Origin of the sequence: Mesorhizobium sp. M0184 (assembly GCF_040322215.1) — a bacterium.
Classification (GTDB): Bacteria; Pseudomonadota; Alphaproteobacteria; order Rhizobiales; family Rhizobiaceae; genus Mesorhizobium.
Window position 1 is genome coordinate 359,582 of the sequence record NZ_JAMYSZ010000003.1, and the last position, 16,860, is coordinate 376,441.

Annotated in this window: 12 protein-coding genes; 3 read left to right on the plus strand and 9 right to left on the minus strand. The window is 59.3% G+C overall.

The window, feature by feature from the left end; translation table 11 throughout:
• Nucleotides 1-55: 55 nt before the first annotated feature.
• From NKJ23_RS06795 to NKJ23_RS06830, 8 genes are all read right to left on the minus strand, one after another.
• Nucleotides 56-1,633: a lipopolysaccharide biosynthesis protein gene (locus tag NKJ23_RS06795; RefSeq protein WP_352576394.1), complete on the minus strand. Its 1,578-nt coding sequence runs from the start codon at nt 1,631-1,633 to the stop codon at nt 56-58.
• A complete protein-coding gene (locus NKJ23_RS06800) occupies nt 1,630-3,846 on the minus strand; it encodes a GumC family protein (RefSeq protein ID WP_352576392.1) in 2,217 nt (738 codons plus the stop codon). Before NKJ23_RS06800 ends, NKJ23_RS06795 begins: the two co-directional genes overlap by 4 nt.
• Before the next feature lies 1 nt (nt 3,847).
• On the minus strand, nt 3,848-5,845 hold the full coding sequence (asnB, locus tag NKJ23_RS06805; RefSeq protein WP_352679320.1) for an asparagine synthase (glutamine-hydrolyzing): 1,998 nt from the start codon (nt 5,843-5,845) through the stop codon (nt 3,848-3,850).
• 4 nt (nt 5,846-5,849) lie between these two features.
• Entirely contained in the window at nt 5,850-7,106 is a 1,257-nt protein-coding gene (locus NKJ23_RS06810; protein WP_352679323.1) for an O-antigen ligase family protein, read from the minus strand.
• Nucleotides 7,103-8,326, minus strand: a complete 1,224-nt coding sequence (locus tag NKJ23_RS06815) for a glycosyltransferase family 4 protein (protein WP_023675610.1) — start codon at nt 8,324-8,326, stop codon at nt 7,103-7,105. Before NKJ23_RS06815 ends, NKJ23_RS06810 begins: the two co-directional genes overlap by 4 nt.
• 337 nt (nt 8,327-8,663) lie before the next feature.
• Entirely contained in the window at nt 8,664-8,897 is a 234-nt protein-coding gene (locus NKJ23_RS06820; protein WP_352679326.1) for a Trm112 family protein, read from the minus strand.
• A 292-nt stretch (nt 8,898-9,189) separates the two neighbouring features.
• A complete protein-coding gene (locus NKJ23_RS06825; protein ID WP_352679329.1) occupies nt 9,190-10,473 on the minus strand; it encodes a hypothetical protein in 1,284 nt (427 codons plus the stop codon).
• Between the two features lie 89 nt (nt 10,474-10,562).
• Nucleotides 10,563-11,273, minus strand: a complete 711-nt coding sequence (locus NKJ23_RS06830) for an AAA family ATPase (protein ID WP_352679332.1) — start codon at nt 11,271-11,273, stop codon at nt 10,563-10,565.
• Nucleotides 11,274-11,698: 425 nt separating this feature from the next.
• On the opposite strand from NKJ23_RS06830, the gene NKJ23_RS06835 reads away from it, so the two are divergent.
• The 3 genes from NKJ23_RS06835 to NKJ23_RS06845 all read left to right on the plus strand — a co-directional run bounded on the left by NKJ23_RS06835 (nt 11,699) and on the right by NKJ23_RS06845 (nt 16,299).
• Nucleotides 11,699-12,550, plus strand: coding sequence for a class I SAM-dependent methyltransferase (locus NKJ23_RS06835; RefSeq protein ID WP_352679335.1), 852 nt, complete (start codon nt 11,699-11,701; stop codon nt 12,548-12,550).
• Nucleotides 12,551-12,614: 64 nt separating this feature from the next.
• The gene (locus tag NKJ23_RS06840; RefSeq protein ID WP_352455315.1) at nt 12,615-13,724 is read left to right on the plus strand and encodes an acyltransferase family protein; all 1,110 of its coding nucleotides are present in this window, start codon (nt 12,615-12,617) and stop codon (nt 13,722-13,724) included.
• Nucleotides 13,725-14,388: 664 nt separating this feature from the next.
• A complete protein-coding gene (locus NKJ23_RS06845) occupies nt 14,389-16,299 on the plus strand; it encodes a calcium-binding protein (protein ID WP_352679338.1) in 1,911 nt (636 codons plus the stop codon).
• A gap of 160 nt (nt 16,300-16,459) precedes the next feature.
• On the opposite strand, the gene NKJ23_RS06850 is transcribed toward NKJ23_RS06845, so the two are convergent.
• A partial coding sequence (locus NKJ23_RS06850; RefSeq protein WP_352679341.1) for an aldo/keto reductase occupies nt 16,460-16,860 on the minus strand: 401 nt, incomplete at its 5' end.

The window sequence follows — 16,860 nt, forward strand, 5'->3', positions numbered from 1 at the left end:
ACTCGAAATTCCTGAACGCTGATGCCGTCGCGTATCGGGGCGCGACGGTCTCAAATCAGCGCAGGAACCAATGTCGCCGCTGGCCTTCGACTGCGTGCGTTCTGAACGATGTTAGCGCAAAGATCAGCCCAGGGATAATTTTCAGCCGTTTGCTGATGTAGATCGACATCGCCACATTCCAAATCGCCAACGCAAGCGCGAGGCCCACTGCGGCGCCCGGCGCGCCGTAGAGCGCAATTCCTGTGGCACAGCCTATGATACTGGCCGCAGCGCCGACGATCATGGTTGCGGCTGCCGCCCATTCGTTTCCGGTCATCATCAAGAGGAGCATCTGGGGTCCGCACAGCGCGACAAAGACATATCCGAGAATGAGTATCCGCGCGACGGGTGCCGCGGTACTGAAATCCCCGCCGAACCAGCTCAACAGAGGTTCAATAATCGCAAGCATCGGGATGGCCATCGTTAGAGCCCCACCAGAGGAAAGTAGGGCGGCCCGTGAAAACAGCTGCTGCAGAGCCATCCGATCGCCTCGGGCATGAAGGGCAGCCGCTGTCGGCGCAAACATCGTAGAGACGGCAACCAGGGAAAGGCTCACAAGCAAGGCGACGTTCAATCCCAATGCGAAAATGCCTGCTTCGCGAATGTGATGCGTCCAGCCCAGCACCATGACTCCGGCCCGGCTGATGAAAACATCGAGCCCAGCCATGAGCATCATTGGCGGAACCGCGGACCACCATTCCCGCGACTCGTCGCCTGGCTGAACCTGCCGCAAGCCAGGCGGCTGAAATTTTGTCGCCATGACGAACACCAGGCCGACCGTGATGGCTGAACTTGCCAGCACCGCCTGCATCACCAAGGGTGCGTTGGGGGTCCATGATCCGGATAAGCCCGCCATTCCCAGCAACGTCAACAAGAGGCCGTCGCGCACTATGCGTTCCGGCAGGAGGGCCGAGACACCGCCGCCGAAAGCACGAACAAGTGTTGCGCCCAAAGCGTAGGCGGTGACCAAAGGCACTGCTGCCATGCCTAGCAGCTGGCTGATTTGAAGCTCCTTGTGAGAAGGATCTGAAAAGAAAAAGATCAAGGCGGCGCCAACGATGCCGAATAGTGTCGCCGCCGCCAGCGACCTCTGCAGAGCAAACCTGATTACGCCGTGTACCAGGTCAAGCCGCCCTTTGGCACTGTAGGCGGAGACGAAACGCAACAAGGATACATGGAAACCAAGCGTTGCAAGATAGGCAAGCACCGAGGTCCAGGCCAGAACATAGGAGTAAATGCCATAGCTGGTGGAGCCAACGATGCGCGCAATCAATAACTGCGCCAAGCTGGTCAAGCCCGCACCCCCGATATAGACCAAAAGAGCGAAGATGCTGGCATAGCCGAGACCCCGGCCCGTGTCCTCCTTGTGCGGCAAAACCATATTCGTTGGAGCAACGGAGGCCGCAGGGAAGCGGGCGAGCTTCGGATCGCTGAAATCGTCGATGTCTTTTGCGCCGGCGTCGCGCATTTCTTCGCCTTGATCGCCTTTGGCCGCGGACCCTGCTCCGGACTGCGAGATCGTCGATATTATCTTCCGCTCGACAGGTCGAATGCCGTGGCGGTCGTTACGCGGAATCCCGCATGTGACATTCATGATGTTCTCTCGAGCAAGAGATCCGCGCTGTCCCCAAACCGGTAGCCGGCGTGTTTCCTAAGATTGACCTGCGTGAGAACGCTGCCTACGGGGACCTGAGCCGTCTCGTCCTCCGTCAGCAACTGCAGAACACCACGCGCGATGCTGCGACGCGTCCTGGCCCAGCGAACAGCGAAAAGAACTGCGTCAGCCCAGCCCGTCAGTAGCCTGGCCTCAGGTCCTCCAAGTCCCAGCGGTCCATTTATGATGACGATGCTGTACATCGAGCGCAGCTCATCTGTGACCAGGGACCCGTCGATCATGGACAGTTGCGGCAGCAGATCCTCTGATGGTGCGAGTGCCATGAAGTCGATTCCAATTTCAGGCATTCCCGTGACCGCGTCGTGCAGCGGACAACGGTCGCTCATATAGTCTCCAAAGGATTTATGCGGCTTGAACGCACCGAATTCGTTCAGAAACTCGTTCGTGAGGCGGGCGCCCGTGCCATCAAGATCGAGAAAAAGCACTCGTCCCCCAAGTCGGGTAGCTGCCAAGGCGAGGCTCCATGCGAGCTCGGTCTTGCCATCATGCCGGACGCTGGACGTGACGAGGATGACGTGCGACGCACGGCCTCTCGCTTTGTTGAGAGCCACGGTGACAAGGAGAGAAGTGACGGCTCGGCTGTAGCTGCAGTTTTGCTGGCCGAGAACCAGCTGCTGTAGTCGTTTCGCGTGTATTGTGGGCGCTTCCGGTATCAGCCCCAGGCACGGAACCCTGAGCGCGGCTTCAGCTTCGGCCCCGCCGCGCAAGGTCTGATTGAGACGGCTGCGGACCAAGACGAAGACCCCGCCAATGAGGCCAAACACGATCATGCCGGGCGGAATAAGAAAGATGGGCGGCAGGGTTTTTGGATTCGTTGGCGGCCATGCCGCTGAAAGGATCGAGACCCCGGGCAAGGGAGTTGCGATGCGCTGCACCAGATCCTGTTGTTGGGTGAGAAGCTGGTTGTATCGCTGCGTCAGGATGCTGACCTGCGGCTCGAGCGCACGCAAGCCGGAAAGCCGGCCGGCTGTGTCGGCCACCACCGCATCGAGCACATTCTTACGGCCCTCCAGAGCAGCGATCTGGGCACGGTAGATGTTCCCCTCCGCCGCAATGCGAGCAGTGCCTTGTTCGATCTCGCCGTTGATCGCAGTGCTAAGGCCCGCATCCGCATTGTCGTTGGCTTGGCGGGCCGCCATGTCGGCCAATACCGGAGACCCGATCGCTTCGGCGAGCGCCGCGACCGATGCTCCTTCCTCTCGCAAAGCCTCGATGTGCTGAAGGTGAGATTCCGTCGCTGAGAGATCCGCTTTCGACAAGGATATCTGCTGACTAAGTTCGGCTGTCTCCTTGGCAGCGTTATCCGCCGCACCTTGATCGACCGCGCCATGGCTCAGTCGATACTTTTCCAGGCGGTCGGTCGCTTTCGCCAGGTCGCTTTGTACGACCGGCAGGCTGGCGACGATCGAGGCGAGTTCCAGCCTGTCTGACGCCCTGCGCTTCTGTGCGAGATCGTCGATGTATACTTGGACGAACGTATTGGCCACCAGGGCGGCTCGCGCCGGATCGTCGTCGGTGAAGCCGACGGTGATCACCCTTGATCTCAGTTCCTGTCCAACCCTCATGCCCTTCCGCAATGCCTTGAGTTCGGCTGCATCGGCCGCCTCCGGCCTGCCCTGCGGCCAAATCCTTTCTAGCAGACCAGCTGCGAAGGTGCGTATGTTCTGCAGGTTGCCGCCTACCGGGGCGGCGCGGGAATTTCCGACATCACCTTGCTCAGCAATGTTGCCGATCTTTGTCTCGCGTAGGGCTGCCACCAGGCGACGCAGATGCCCCTGCGAAGAGAGCATGGTTAAGTGGTCATCAATGCTCGCATCCAGCATCTCCTGAGCAGAATCCGCACCTCCGGGAGCCGCGTTCCTGCCAGGAGCATCGACAATCACCTGTGCGGTCGCCTCGAACAGGACAGGACGCACAAAACCCGCAAGCCCAGCCAACACTCCGCCCAAAATCACCATTGCAAGCAGGAACCATTTTCTCCTCGCGATGGTAATGAGGAGTTGATGGAAGGGGGTCTGCGCGTCGACCTGTTCGCGCAGGAATGGCCTCATGCGCGGATTGATCTCGCGCGTCGGCACGTGCATTTCAGTGGCGCGCGGAAGGTGAATTCGGCTGACTATGGAACCTTCCATCTCATACTCCTGTCAGTTCGAGCGCTGTGGACATGCCCGTTGCCGGCCCGGCGGACCGCCCGGCCTCGTTGCGCCAGGCCTGGAACATCAACGCGGGCCACAAATCGCGAGAATGATCCTGTCTTCCGTCAAGATGGTCGCGCCAGCAGGTTTCGACCTTCGCAAAGTCGAAGATCCCATCTCCGGAGAGGCGTATATCGGCGACTAGATCGCTGGCCCAGATGCGCAACGGGCCGCTCAGCCAGACTGCTATGGGAACATCGAAACCCTGCTTCGGCCGGTCGATCAGCCGTTGCGGAACATAGCGGCTAAGCAGCTGACGAAGAAGCCACTTGCCTTTGCCATTGCGGACCTTCGCATGTGCCGGCAGCCGCCAGGCGAATTCGACAACCCGATGGTCGAGAAGCGGGCACCGGCCTTCGAGGCTATTGGCCATGCTGGCGCGGTCCAACTTCACCAATATATCGTCGGGCAGGTAACCGGCCATGTCGTCGTACAAGAGACGGGACAGCAGGCCATCAAGCCGGGGGGACCCTTGAATTGATGTGGGCGGCGTGTGGAGTGCGAGGCTCCCGGTCGATGCTCCGGTCAGCCGTCGATGCAATTCGTCCTCATCTGACGCAGCGAGCAGCCGAGCGAGGCGATGCAGCCGGTCGCTCCGCAGCGCGTGCCGTCCACTCGCCGAAAGCGGCAGCTTGCCGACGAAATCGTGACGCGCTGCACGGGCCAGCAATCCGACCCCTGCAGCAAGCGCGTGACGCAGCGGCGACGGCAGCGCATGCTGTCGTTTCAACCGCGCAGCCATGAAATGACGAGCGTAACCGGCGAAGCATTCATCGCCACCGTCGCCTGATAGCGCCACCGTAACGTGCTGGCGAGCGAGCCGCGCCACGAGCAAAGTCGGTATCTGCGATTCATCGGCGAACGGCTCATCCCAGATCCGCGGCAGTTCCGGAATGACTTCACGCGCAGCGGCTGCTGAAAGGTGGAGTTCAGTATGATCGGTGCCCAGGTGCCGCGCGACCTCCGCCGCGTGGGGAGCCTCATCAAACCCGCCTTCTCCGAAAGCGATCGTGAATGTGCGCACCGGTTTTGGCGATTGGGCCTGCATCAGCGCCACAACCGTGGAGCTGTCGAGGCCACCAGACAGAAAGGCACCCAGCGGCACATCGGCTATCATGCGTTCCCGGACGGCAAGTCGAAGCAGATCGTCGAGTCCATCGGTCAGTTCTTCGTCGGTACCGGCGATTGGATTCTGTCGACCGTTCGCGGCGATTTCAGACAGCGACCACCAGTGTCGGGCGCGTTGCGAAAGGGATGCGGCGCTGCGCGCCTCGGCAAAATCCGCCGCCGTCACAGACAGGACCGAGCCCGGAGGTAGCTTGAACACGCCTCGCCAGATGCAACAGTTTCCCGGTACCCATCCTTTCGAAAGCATTGTCGCGGCCGCGTCGAGATCGAGCTCCTGACAGAAACCTGGAAAACGATGGATTGCCTTCAACTCGGAGGCAAAAACGAGCGCATCGCGCGTTGCAGCAACATAGAGCGGCTTCTTGCCCATTCGGTCGCGGGCGAGATGGAGGGTCCTGGTCTTTAGATCCCACAATCCAAATGCGAACATGCCAGCGAAGCGCGTGAGTGCGGTGTCGAGACCCCAGCTCTCGATTGCGCACAGCATCACTTCGGTATCGCTGGCGCCACGGAACCGATGGCCAGCGTCTTCAAGCTCGCGGCGCAGATCGCGGAAATTGTAGATCTCGCCGTTGAAGGTAATGGCATATCGGCCACTTGCCGAATGCATCGGCTGGCGTCCTGCTTCCGATAGGTCGACTATAGCCAAACGTCGGTGGCCGAAGGCAATGCCGGCTTCGCGATTGATCCAGAAGCCTTCGCCATCAGGCCCACGATGACGAAGGGCCGTCGTCATCTGGCCAATTGCCCTGAGCGGCTTGATGTTGGCGGCATCGGGTGCAAGGAGAATTCCGGTAATCCCACACATGCCATCACCTCAGGTCGCTAGAGGTTGCCGAAATCGTTCGCGGCGTTCCGGCAACAAGGCAAATGGTAAGCGCAAACCACACGATTGGATGGCGGATGATCAGATGTGGCATTCCGAAGATGACGATCGACACCACCAGCACGAACAGGGCATCGAGCTTCGCACGCCATGCGCATAAAGCCGCCGCGCCGACAATCCAGGCCAGGGCCAGGACCGCAACCAAACCACCTTGAGTGTACAGATCGAGAATCGTGTTGTGAGCCTCGAAAGGCCGGGGCAGAAATTGGCTGTAGGAAATGGGCGGGCGCTCCAGATGCGGGCCAGGACCAAGGCCCAGGGATCCTGACGTTAGACCCTTGCCCAATGCATCTCCCCAGAGATGGATTCGAAGCGCAGCGGTTTCGGCGGTCGCTTCGCCGCCCTTGTCCTTGGTAAGACTCAAGGCGAACTGTTCGATGCTGCCCACCTCCGTGACGATGTAAGGCGTCATCGACATGGCCAACGGAAGGAAGCCAATCATCAGCAGGAGGGTAACTTGCCGGGACAGGCTGACCTTGCCGTCACCGGCTGCGAGCCATGTCCGAACCCGCAGCCCAAGAAATATCAGGCCGACCAGGACCGTCGTGTAAAGATAGGTATCACTCTTCGTCAGCCTTCCGACATAGATGGTCAGGATAAGGCTGCTAAGCCCGGCCAACCTCGCCCACGGCTTGCTTGTAGTCGTCGCAAGATGCAAGGCGAGCGGACCAAGGAGTGCGCAATAGAGCGCGAGCTGGTTGGGGTTCTCGGACCAGCCTCGGAAGCGATCCCAGTACCAGGGATCGACGCCGGATTGGTGGATCCAACCCCATCCAAGTGCCAGCTGAACAATAAAGCATGCATTCGCAATAGCGACCACCCACCAGGCAGCACTGCGCAGACGGCGATCCGCGTCGGGCTCCGCGGCGGCCAGGCAGGTGACGCAGATCAGCAGCAGGTAGGCTACCACATCGTGCATCACCACCGACAGATACAGTACCGTGGTCAGGTAGCCAACGATGGTGCCAATACCCAGAGCGAGCGTGATGATCAGCCAGAAGCCCGCAACACGGATCAGGGCGGGCCTGACTACCAAGTGACCGCCGGCGAGCACCCGCCCGATCGACAGCATGATCCAAAGCGCGAGAAACAATTCGCCATAGCCGTAGGGCAAGCCCGGAACTGAGAGCTGCGCCGCATACGACATGGCCACGCCGCAGGCCAGGATCGCGTCCCGGATCATCGGCGCGCTCCACCCGATCCGCGGTTTGCAGCAGGCTCTTCAAGCAACACCGGCGATGCCGGTCGAGCGAAGCCGCCCTGGGATTTGGCACTAAGGACATTGTCGTAGAGATCGCAATATTGCTCGACCACCCAGGGCAGCGAGAACTGCGTCCGGACGAGCTCGACAGAGCGAGCGCCCATGGTCCGTCCTTTCCGGCGGTCGGACAGGACCTCTATAATTCGAGAGGCAAGGCCGTTCGCATCGTGCGGGGGGACGAGATGGCCGTTCCATCCGTCCTCGACCACCTCATTGCAACCAGGCATCATCGAGGCGACGATAGGCAATCCCGCGAGCCCTGCCTCCAGCAGGACGCGCGGAATCCCTTCTCGGTATTGTGTTGGAAAGGCGAACAGATCGGCCATGCCAAGAAGGGCAGGAACGTCGCGTCGTGGACCCAAGGCGATGACATGCGGCACATGTCGATCGATCTCAGCCTTGTCCACTGCAAATGGGCCCTCGGATTCCAATGGGCCGACAAGCACGAAACGGGCATTGGGCCTTTCCGACAGGATGCGAGGGACTGCCTTGAGGAGTGTCGGGATGCCTTTCTGGCGCGTTAGCCGGCCGACAAAAATTACGATCTCGGCGGATTGGAGCCCAAGCTCTTCGCGCATTTTCATCGCCGACGGGGCAAGATGCCTTGCCATGGCGAACGCATCGACGTCGATTCCAGAACTGCGGATCACTCGTCCGCTGCCGCGTCCGATCAGTCGGTAGCGTTCAAAGAATGCCTGATCGTCCCGATTCTGGAACACCGTAGCCGCCGTCCATAACGACGAAAGCCATTGCAGTCCGCAAAAGATTGGGCGCAGGGCAAGGGCGCGCGGTTCCAGGGACGAGAACGTCCAGCCCAGACCGTTGATAGTGCGCACGACTGGAACGCTTCCGCGCACCGCAAGTGGCGTCACCAGGTTGGGCTTGGTGTCGAAGCTTTGGATAATATCCGGCCGGAGTTCCGCCATCAGCTTTCGAATGGTTCTGATGGCGGCCCATTCTCCGCTGCTGCTGGAAAATCGGTCGAAGCCGTAGCTGCGATGCGGAATGCCATGCCGCAGGAATGCGGCTTCACCGCCGCTCGACACCGCAGTAACACGGAATCCCTTCTCTCGCAGCGACATCAAGAACGGAATTCGCAGGGCATGATCCTCGCCTCCGACACACACCAGATGCGGATTCATCCTGCGTCTCCTGACCGTTCGCTGTAGCCCGATCGCGCGAAGTGGCCGGCCCTTGAATTTGCTTTCATGGTGTTGGTTTCGCTACCCATCTCGCCCAGGTCACGGTAGGGGCAGGTCTTGCCACTGTCCTCGTCTGTTTAAATGACGCAAACCCTGTCACGGCAGCGGGCCGCCGTACCCAGCCGGTTCAGGTCGCCGCGCGTTGCATCAAAGAGGTCGGCACTGCCCGGGTGCCGAGCGCAGAGTGGTCCGCAGACAAACGGCTCGCGCTCCGCGGCACACTTTCCTGTCATTGCTGGCTGTCGTCGGAAAGCCGCCTACTTTAGCGCGGCTCCCATCATCGTCTGGATGCGCGAAGTTTGACCACGCGGGAGGTGATCGTCCGTGCCTCCGAGGCTAGCAGGATTGGAATGCCGTCGCGAACCGGATAGGCAAGTCCTGCGCTCTTCGAAACGAGTTCATCGCGATCCGAATCCCAGGCAAGTGAGCCCTTGGTCATTGGGCATACCAACCATTCTAACAACTCAGGGTTGAAAGAGGCATTCTCTTCGGCTCGCTTATTCGTATCCATCTGCTATTCCTTTCTCGGCCGTGACATCAACAGTGAGCTCCGGCGCGAGCGCCCTTGGCGATACAAGCCGTCACCCGACGTCATCGCTGTAATTCGTAGGATTCCGGCAAGTGTCATAAGCCTTGCAAACTGCACAATCACGCTAGGTGCAGGCTTGGCCACTGTCGTCGTCCGTTTGAATGAATCGACATCGAACGGAGCCGTATGGCGGCGAAGTTGAACGTGAGGCGTTAAAAGCGTGAATGGAGCAAGCACGATCGGCGATATCGCCATAGGCGACCGGAACGTTTCGTTATTGAAGACCGCTCGCGGCTAATGCTCTCGAGCCAGTGTCTGATCCTTCCGGCCAGTCAATACGGGCGACGAAATCGTAAACCGGGCCGCCGGGTACTCCCCAATTGCTTGACCAGATCACCTGTGAACCGTCCGGGGACGGCGAGGCGTGGGTCTCACTCCAGTAGTCGAATGGAACGTTCTTCGTCTGCACAATGCGCCGGACCTCTCCGCTGCCGTCGATGCGCAACGCGATGACTTCCCGCGCATACGGCGCCCAAGCCGGATATTTCGATACTTCGTCCGGATTGCCCGAATAGGTAAGGAACACCCAACCGGGCCTGTCCAGCGACCTGAGCGATGCATGCTGTGCTTCACCATATCTCATGAGCGAGGTGACTTTCCCATCTGACAGCCTTCGCTTGATCACCTGGTATATGTCTGGATCGGACTTACTGATCCCCACATAGATTTCGCTGCCGTCGGCATCGACGGTCATGTCGCCATGGCCAGGCCGATGATGCTCAGTCCATTTCTGGCGCAGAACGCCGTCAACAGAAAAGATGAACGTCTGTTCAGTGTCGTCTTTCAGGTTCTGAATGCATAAGATGTTGACGCCCAGCGGCGAGATTGAGCAGGCGCCGTTGGCCCCGACAAGCTGTGCGAGATCGATTTCCGGAAATTTCCGCCGCTGTTTGAGATCGTAGGCAAAGACGACCGCTTTGCCGTCCCGGCGAACCGCGCGTACGGCAATACGGCTGCCATCACGGCTTGGATTACCTTTGTATGGCCCGAACTGGAGATTGCTACTGTCGGCCGAAACAAACAGGACCTCCTCATGATTGGTGCGTGGCGCCCAGGTCGAGATTTTCCGACCACCGACGCAGATCATCAGGTCTGGATCGTGAGGATGCCATTCGCATTCGGTCGATCGATCACGGCGAAAAAGCGGGGCGTAGGTGCGCCCATCCAGGAAGCATAAGCCGCCGCAGCCGTTGCTGATGACAAGAAGGCTCTGATCCGCATTCCAGGCCTGGGCGCTCGAATAACGGTGGCTGCAATATTTGCTCCCGCATGCGATGCCGGCGCCGAGGATTCCGGGTTTGGTTATTCGGGTGAAAGTTGTGCCAAATGCCGCATCCTTCGCGGCGTGCAGGTAATCCGGCAGGTCCATGGCTACCGGCGCGACGAACTTTGTCGATGCGACGTCCTCTCCACTCACCGCCCCGTGGATAACTATGGATATCGCGCTGACAGCAGCTAACGTCAACGCCAAGGCAGTCTGGTAGCGAGAAAAGCGCATGTCATGTCAACTCGCGCGGTTCCTTTTCAATAATTCGATTTTCCATATTATTGGATATCTCTTTGTCGACGCTTCAAAACCGCATCTCTCTAAGCTTCAACTCTTTTAAATTTCGCCCGCGTCGCGCCGAACTTGTCGACTACTCCACGCGCTATCATTTCTGTGGCGGCTGTGAGCCCGTTCGAATCTAAACTTTCGACGCAAGTTGTTGGCACGGGAAACGATCCAAGTTGTTCACCAATGAGATTAACGTGGTCAATATGATCAAGACTGCTCTGCAGATCGACTTCGAGGAACTTCTGAATGATACCGAGGTTACGCCGGCGTTCCTTCAGACGGACCTCTAGAATTTCCCTTGGCGCCTGCAATCGGACAAGCAGATCCGGTTTGGGTAGAAGCTCGAGCGCGCGCGACACCCTTTCACGATCCGTTACGCCGCTGAACAAAACCAGTGAACATACGAATTGCACCATACCCTGGTCAAAAATTGAGATCGTGTCATTGGACGCTATTGCCGCGCGCCAAGCTTGAAGAAGAGCTTCAAGATGCCAGTTCAGGCGAGCCGCCCACAACTCATTCTTGGGTGGAAGAATCTTAAGCACTTCTGCACCGAGAGAACGCTGTCCGATCCACTTTGAATGCAAGCCGGAGACCAGTTTGAAGGCGGCCCTTCTAACCGGATGTCGGCGGTCACCGGTCTGCAAAACAACACAGTAGCCCTGAGCTCGCAAAACGTGCACCAGCTCGGACGCTAACGTCGTCTTACCAGCACCGGACGGCCCAAATAGCTCCAAGATCATCTTTCAATCCAGACTGAGGGAAGCCTACTGGCAGTGACGTCATGTCCATTTGCTGAAGCGAACGCTCATCTCTTCCTGGGATGTCTAGCCGACGAGCCAGGAATCCGCGCCATCCGTATGAATGACGGTGTGGTCACGTTAGGATATCGACGGACGCCAAAATCGTGAACGGAAGGAGTGCGTTTCGGTCACTATCCTTCCGGATTGCCTACCGTCCGTTTACCGTTCCGTCTCTGAAAGGGGTGTGCAGTAGCCCTATTCCCCAGCACACTTCCGCGAGGGCGCGGCAGTCATGAGTTCGGCACGTCTCATCCGTTCGAGGGATGCGAGACACCCAGCCTTCTGGAAACCTTCTCTGTGATGGACGCAGCCAACTGGCCGTTTATCCCCTCTATCGCCAATAGGGCAGCTTGGTCGGCTATCCAATGAACGTGTCGGACAAAAATCTTCGATCTCATCTGCAGGAGAAATCGTATGAAAGCAGGCATATGAGCGAGAACCTCGAGCCACATCAGACGGCAGCGGCAAATACGGCTATACCTGCCAATTACAACGCCAAGGTCGCGGCAGTCGCGGCCTATGAGCTCCCGACAAAACAGAGATATCAAGATCCGAGTTTTGCGAGCTGGTACCTGAACGGCTATGCAGGCCGGTTGAAGCTGTCCACCGTTGCGTCATACGTCATTGCGCGACGGGAGCAACGCTGCATCGCCAAGGCGCTGGAGAGGTGCAGCCCGCCTCCATCTCAGGTGCTCGATATCCCATGCGGAACCGGGAAGCTGGCCGGCGTGCTGGGCCAGCATAATTGTCGGGTGCTGGCTGCAGACATTTCAATGGAAATGATGGCCTTGGCTAAATCAGCCTATGAAGGTCAATCCGGATTTCGGGGATTCATCCGATGTGACGTGACGCAGCTGCCGTTCGCCGACGAAAGCTTTGATACGGTGGTCTGCCTTCGCCTCATTCACCTTATCCCGCCACATCTCAGGCGCGACATTATCATTGAGCTCGCGCGCGTTGCCAGCCGTCGCCTGATCGTATCCTACGGCGTTGGCACCCGCCTCCAGAGAATACGGCTATGGCTGCGGAAGATGATCACCGGAAGGATGTCGGCGCCTCATCCCGTCAATCTCACCGTTGCACGACAGGATTTCGCGGCGGCGGGGCTCAAGCTGGTACGCTCTTTTAGCGTCCTGCGGTTCCTGTCCTGCGAGCAGCTGTTCGTACTTGAGAAGGTAAAGGCTTGGCCTGCCGCCGGTTTGCAGTCTTCGCGTTAGCACTGGTATTGCGGATCAGGCCGCTGATGGTTGTCAAAAGCTGAAACGGCTGCGGGAGGTAGCTGTGGAACCGGCAGGCAAGGCCATTCCGGCGCGCATGGCATCACTCGACCTGCTGCGCCTGGCTGCAGCCCTCGCGGTCGTGCTCTTTCACTATCTTTTTGGCGGCGCGATCGCGGGCAATCTCGACGTGGAATATCCTGCCGCAGCACCTTACGCCATCTACGGCTATCTCGGCGTCAATCTGTTTTTCCTGATCAGCGGTTTCGTCATCGCGTGGTCGGCCGAAGGTCGAACCTGGCAGGAATTCGCGGTCGCCCGCTTCGCCCGGCTTTATCCCGGATTCCTCGTCTGCATGACCGCGACGTTTGTTGTTCTCGTCGTCGCCAAAGATCAGCGTTTTCCGACCGATGTTCCAACCTATGTAGCCAATCTTTCCATGTTCGCCCGCCTCTTCGGCAGGCCGTCCATGGATGGCGTCTACTGGTCGATCATGCTCGAGATCCTGTTCTACGGCTGGGTTGCAGTGCTGATCTTTGCCGGCGCCTTTCAGCGCTGGAAAATACCCATCGCGGCCATCTGGCTCGCAATTTCGGCAACCAACGAGTTCTTCTTTGGGAACCCGGTGATACGCATTCTCTTCATTACAAACTATGCGCCTTTGTTTGCCGCCGGCATCCTCGCGGAAGACATCGTTGCAAGGGGCCGTTCACCGGCTGCGTTCCTGTTTCTTGCGGTCGCGTTCCTGGTGTCTTGCCAGACCGCAATGTTCTCTCATAACTGGATGCAGGAGCACTTTGGCGCAGCCATTTCGTATCCTGCTCTCTTCACCGCCAACATGGTGGTCTACGGAGTCTTCGCTGGTGCGATATTGCTCCGCTCCGTGATTGCTCCATCCAAGGCTATCATGATGCTCGGAGGGTTGACTTATCCGCTGTATCTTTTGCACCAGTATATCGGCTACATTTCGCTTAACGCGCTGGCGCCTCATGTCGGCAAGAACGCCGCATTCTTCGTCGTGTTGGCCGGGGTCCTCCTTGCCTCTTTTATCGTCTGGCGCTTCATCGAGACGCCGGTACGCAAGCCGCTCGTCCGCGCCCTGGTGTCTGGGATATATCGCCTTGCACCAGCCTCGCGGCCAATCCGGCCAACCTCTTCCGCGCGAACGTCATGATCAGGAGCTTTCGGCGGATGCCGCAGAAGATGTTTGAGTCCAACCGTCGCCTCGCGGAAAAGGCAACTGGGTAGCCCCACGACGCCTGCGCAAGCGAATACATGATCTGTGGGTCAATCCGCAGGCGAGCAGCAGGCCGGCGATCAGGCGAGACAGCACCGGGGTTCCTTCCAAGCCGCCGATGTTGCACGGCACCGCTGTTGCGGCAATGCCGGCTGCGAGGCGCATTCGCATTTCGGAGAGGCGCCGTCTAGATCGGCAGCTTCGTCGATTGCGTCACATTTTGTTCTTGCTTTGTGCCGGCAGCTATGCTAGTAATTTGGCTACGGTGCAGATTCGCACTGACGACCCGCCGCTAGGCGGGTTTTGTTTTTGGTCTGGTTTTCAGATTTCCCGGCCGTCCTGCGTCGGACGGCTTCTCGACCGCGCCATTCGAGCCAAGCTCCACACGGTCGGATCAAGTCAGCCGAGTCTTATCCCGAATAGAACCATCCTTGGCTGGTCGTCGATACCGTTGCGGAAACGAGTTCGAAGGGAGCGCCCCTCAAACGCTCAATCCTACTTCAAACCTCAATATTTCTGTCAGAGGGTGTCGGTATGTGATTTGGCGCTAATATACGCCGTCTGTAAGTAGGCACGGTCGAAACAGAAAAAGGAATATTGGATGACAACTCTGCATTACACGTCAGGTGGATCGGGCACGGAAATTGCGCAAGCCGGATTCAATCTGGCCGACGTTTCATCTGTTGACCAACTCAATGCGCTGCCGGACGGTATGAAGGGCTTGGTCTACCTCAACGAAACCGACGGAGCGACGTCGTCCTTTATCGACAAGATCACGCCTTTCATCGGCAATCCGAAGCTGTTCGGATTCTTCCTGGTCGACGAGCCGGATCCCACCGGTCAATGGGGCACCTACGCCTCCGCCGCGAATCTGAAGGCAGAATCCGACTGGATTCACGCCAATGTGCCGGACGCCAAGACCTACATCACGATGATGAGCTTGGGGACGTCCGCGAATCCGGATTTTTCGAACACGTACAATCCCGCCAATACCGGTATCGATTACTACGGCGTGGATGTCTATCCTGTCCGCACGGATGGCGCGGTCGACTATAACATGATCGACAAATTCGTCGCTGCCGCTCAGGCATCGGGCATCCCGACGAGCAAGATCATTCCAGGCTACCAGACGTTTGGCGGTGGCGACTATAACACCGACATGGGTGGCAAATATGTCGTGCCCACCGCCGCCCAGATGGAAACCATGATGGACCACTGGGCCAAGCTGGTTCCGTCACCCGCCTTCGAGTACGCGTACGCCTGGGGTTCACAGCGAGGCGACACCGCGCTTGAGAGCTCCCCGGAACTGCAGGCCGTTTTCCGGCAACACAATCTCAGCACCGCCGGGACTGCTCCTTCCGAAGCTGCGGCCACCGATCCCATTTCTACGGCGACGGTCCCTTCCGAGGCCACCACCGGCGATAGCACCTCGACTGTCACCGCTCCTTCCGAAGCCACCACCGGCGGCAGCACCTCGACCGCCACCGCCCCTTCCGAAGCCACCTCCAGCGGCGGCACCTCGACCGCCACAGCCCCGGCCGAGACCATCACCGGCGGCAGCACCTCGACTGCCACCGCCCCTTCCGAAGCCACCACCGGCGATAGCAATCATGGCAAGACCACGCTTTCGCATCTCCTCGCCGGCAACGGCGGTTCGATTACTACCGCCGCCTCCGGCGCTACCGCCAGCGATGGCAGTCATGGCAAGACCGCGCTGTCGCCCCTCCTCGCCAGCGACGGCAGTTCGACTACTACCGCCGCCTCCGGCGCTACCACCAGCGATGGCAGTCATGGCAAGACCGCGCTGTCGCCCCTCCTCGCCAGCGACGGCAGTTCGACTGATACCGCCGCCTCCGGCGCTATCACCAGCGATGGCAGCCATAGCAAGACCGCGCTTTCTCACCTCCTCGCTAGCGACGGCAGTTCGACTGCTACCGCCGCCTCCGGTGCCACCACCAGCGATGGCAGTCATGACAAGACCGCGCTTTCTCACCTCCTCGCCAGCGATGGCAGTTCGACTGACACCACCCACGATAATGCCGGCGACAAGGTAAGCGAGGGCAGCAACGTTGACCGCATATTGGCCTCGTTGAGCCATTCTCTTTCGGCCGGCTCGGAACTTCTCCCGACCAACGATCCATCCGACAAGACGGCAACCAGCCTGATCCGCCACGGGTTCGCGCAAACCGTCCAGCCCGATGAAAGTGTCGGCGCCCAGGCAAAAAACGGCGCCGCCGCCGAGATCATGTCTGGCCACGGAGGCAACGATGCCTTCGACTTCAGCAAGCTTCAGGACAAGCTCCACCTCGATCAAGCCGCTCTTACCGAGCTTAAGTCGGGCGGGCTTTCATTGCATACTTCCCCTGCTGGTACGGCCACGGATGATGGTTCCCACCACATCATCTTTGACAGCTCAACCGGGTCGCTCTCTCTCGACAGCGACGCGGTTGGCAGCGCAGCTCAAGCGCAGCTCGCTACCCATCTCCCGTTGCAGCATCACTCTTTGATCTGAAAACCGGAGCGGCGGACCTTCAACTCGAGCGTGTCCGCCGCTCCGTCCGTGTTCAATTGCGCCACGGAAGCTTGACTAAGAAAAATGCGATATCGGCAGACAGGAGAGAGATCGAAGTTGGTCGCATTATCGCCAATGCGAATTCCGGATTCACCACACCCTACGCAGTCTCGGCAATTTTCAGCACGGCGTCGATCTCGGCCATCACCGCTGCCGGCAGCGGCCCTTTCTCCAGCGCACCGAGATTGTCCGCGACCTGCTCGGGCCGCGTGAAGCCGGGAACCGGCAGGGCGATTGCCGACTTGGCGAGTATCCAGCCGAGCGCGCCTTGCGCAAGCGTGCGTCCGCCCGAGGTGAGCAGGTCGCGGATTGCCGAGAGCCTTGACAGATAGTGCGGGTTGGCGGCGCCATCCCTGAAAAACACCATCCATTCGGCATTCCCGCCGCGCACATCGTTGGTGGGCAGCCGCATGGCCGGCGTGTATTTGCCGGTGAGCAGCCCCATTGCCAGCGGCAGCCGGCTGAACGAGACGAGGTTCTCGCGCGCCGCAACGGCCATCA

What these genes read in the sequence shown, in the direction of transcription:
- NKJ23_RS06795 (WP_352576394.1), bottom strand. Translation starts at nt 1,633, where the DNA reads ATGAATGTCACATGCGGGATTCCGCGTAACGACCGCCACGGCATTCGA.
- NKJ23_RS06800 (WP_352576392.1), bottom strand. Translation starts at nt 3,846, where the DNA reads ATGGAAGGTTCCATAGTCAGCCGAATTCACCTTCCGCGCGCCACTGAA.
- asnB (WP_352679320.1), bottom strand. Translation starts at nt 5,845, where the DNA reads ATGTGTGGGATTACCGGAATTCTCCTTGCACCCGATGCCGCCAACATC.
- NKJ23_RS06810 (WP_352679323.1), bottom strand. Translation starts at nt 7,106, where the DNA reads ATGATCCGGGACGCGATCCTGGCCTGCGGCGTGGCCATGTCGTATGCG.
- NKJ23_RS06815 (WP_023675610.1), bottom strand. Translation starts at nt 8,326, where the DNA reads ATGAATCCGCATCTGGTGTGTGTCGGAGGCGAGGATCATGCCCTGCGA.
- NKJ23_RS06820 (WP_352679326.1), bottom strand. Translation starts at nt 8,897, where the DNA reads ATGGATACGAATAAGCGAGCCGAAGAGAATGCCTCTTTCAACCCTGAG.
- NKJ23_RS06825 (WP_352679329.1), bottom strand. Translation starts at nt 10,473, where the DNA reads ATGCGCTTTTCTCGCTACCAGACTGCCTTGGCGTTGACGTTAGCTGCT.
- NKJ23_RS06830 (WP_352679332.1), bottom strand. Translation starts at nt 11,273, where the DNA reads ATGATCTTGGAGCTATTTGGGCCGTCCGGTGCTGGTAAGACGACGTTA.
- NKJ23_RS06835 (WP_352679335.1), top strand. Translation starts at nt 11,699, where the DNA reads ATGAACGTGTCGGACAAAAATCTTCGATCTCATCTGCAGGAGAAATCG.
- NKJ23_RS06845 (WP_352679338.1), top strand. Translation starts at nt 14,389, where the DNA reads ATGACAACTCTGCATTACACGTCAGGTGGATCGGGCACGGAAATTGCG.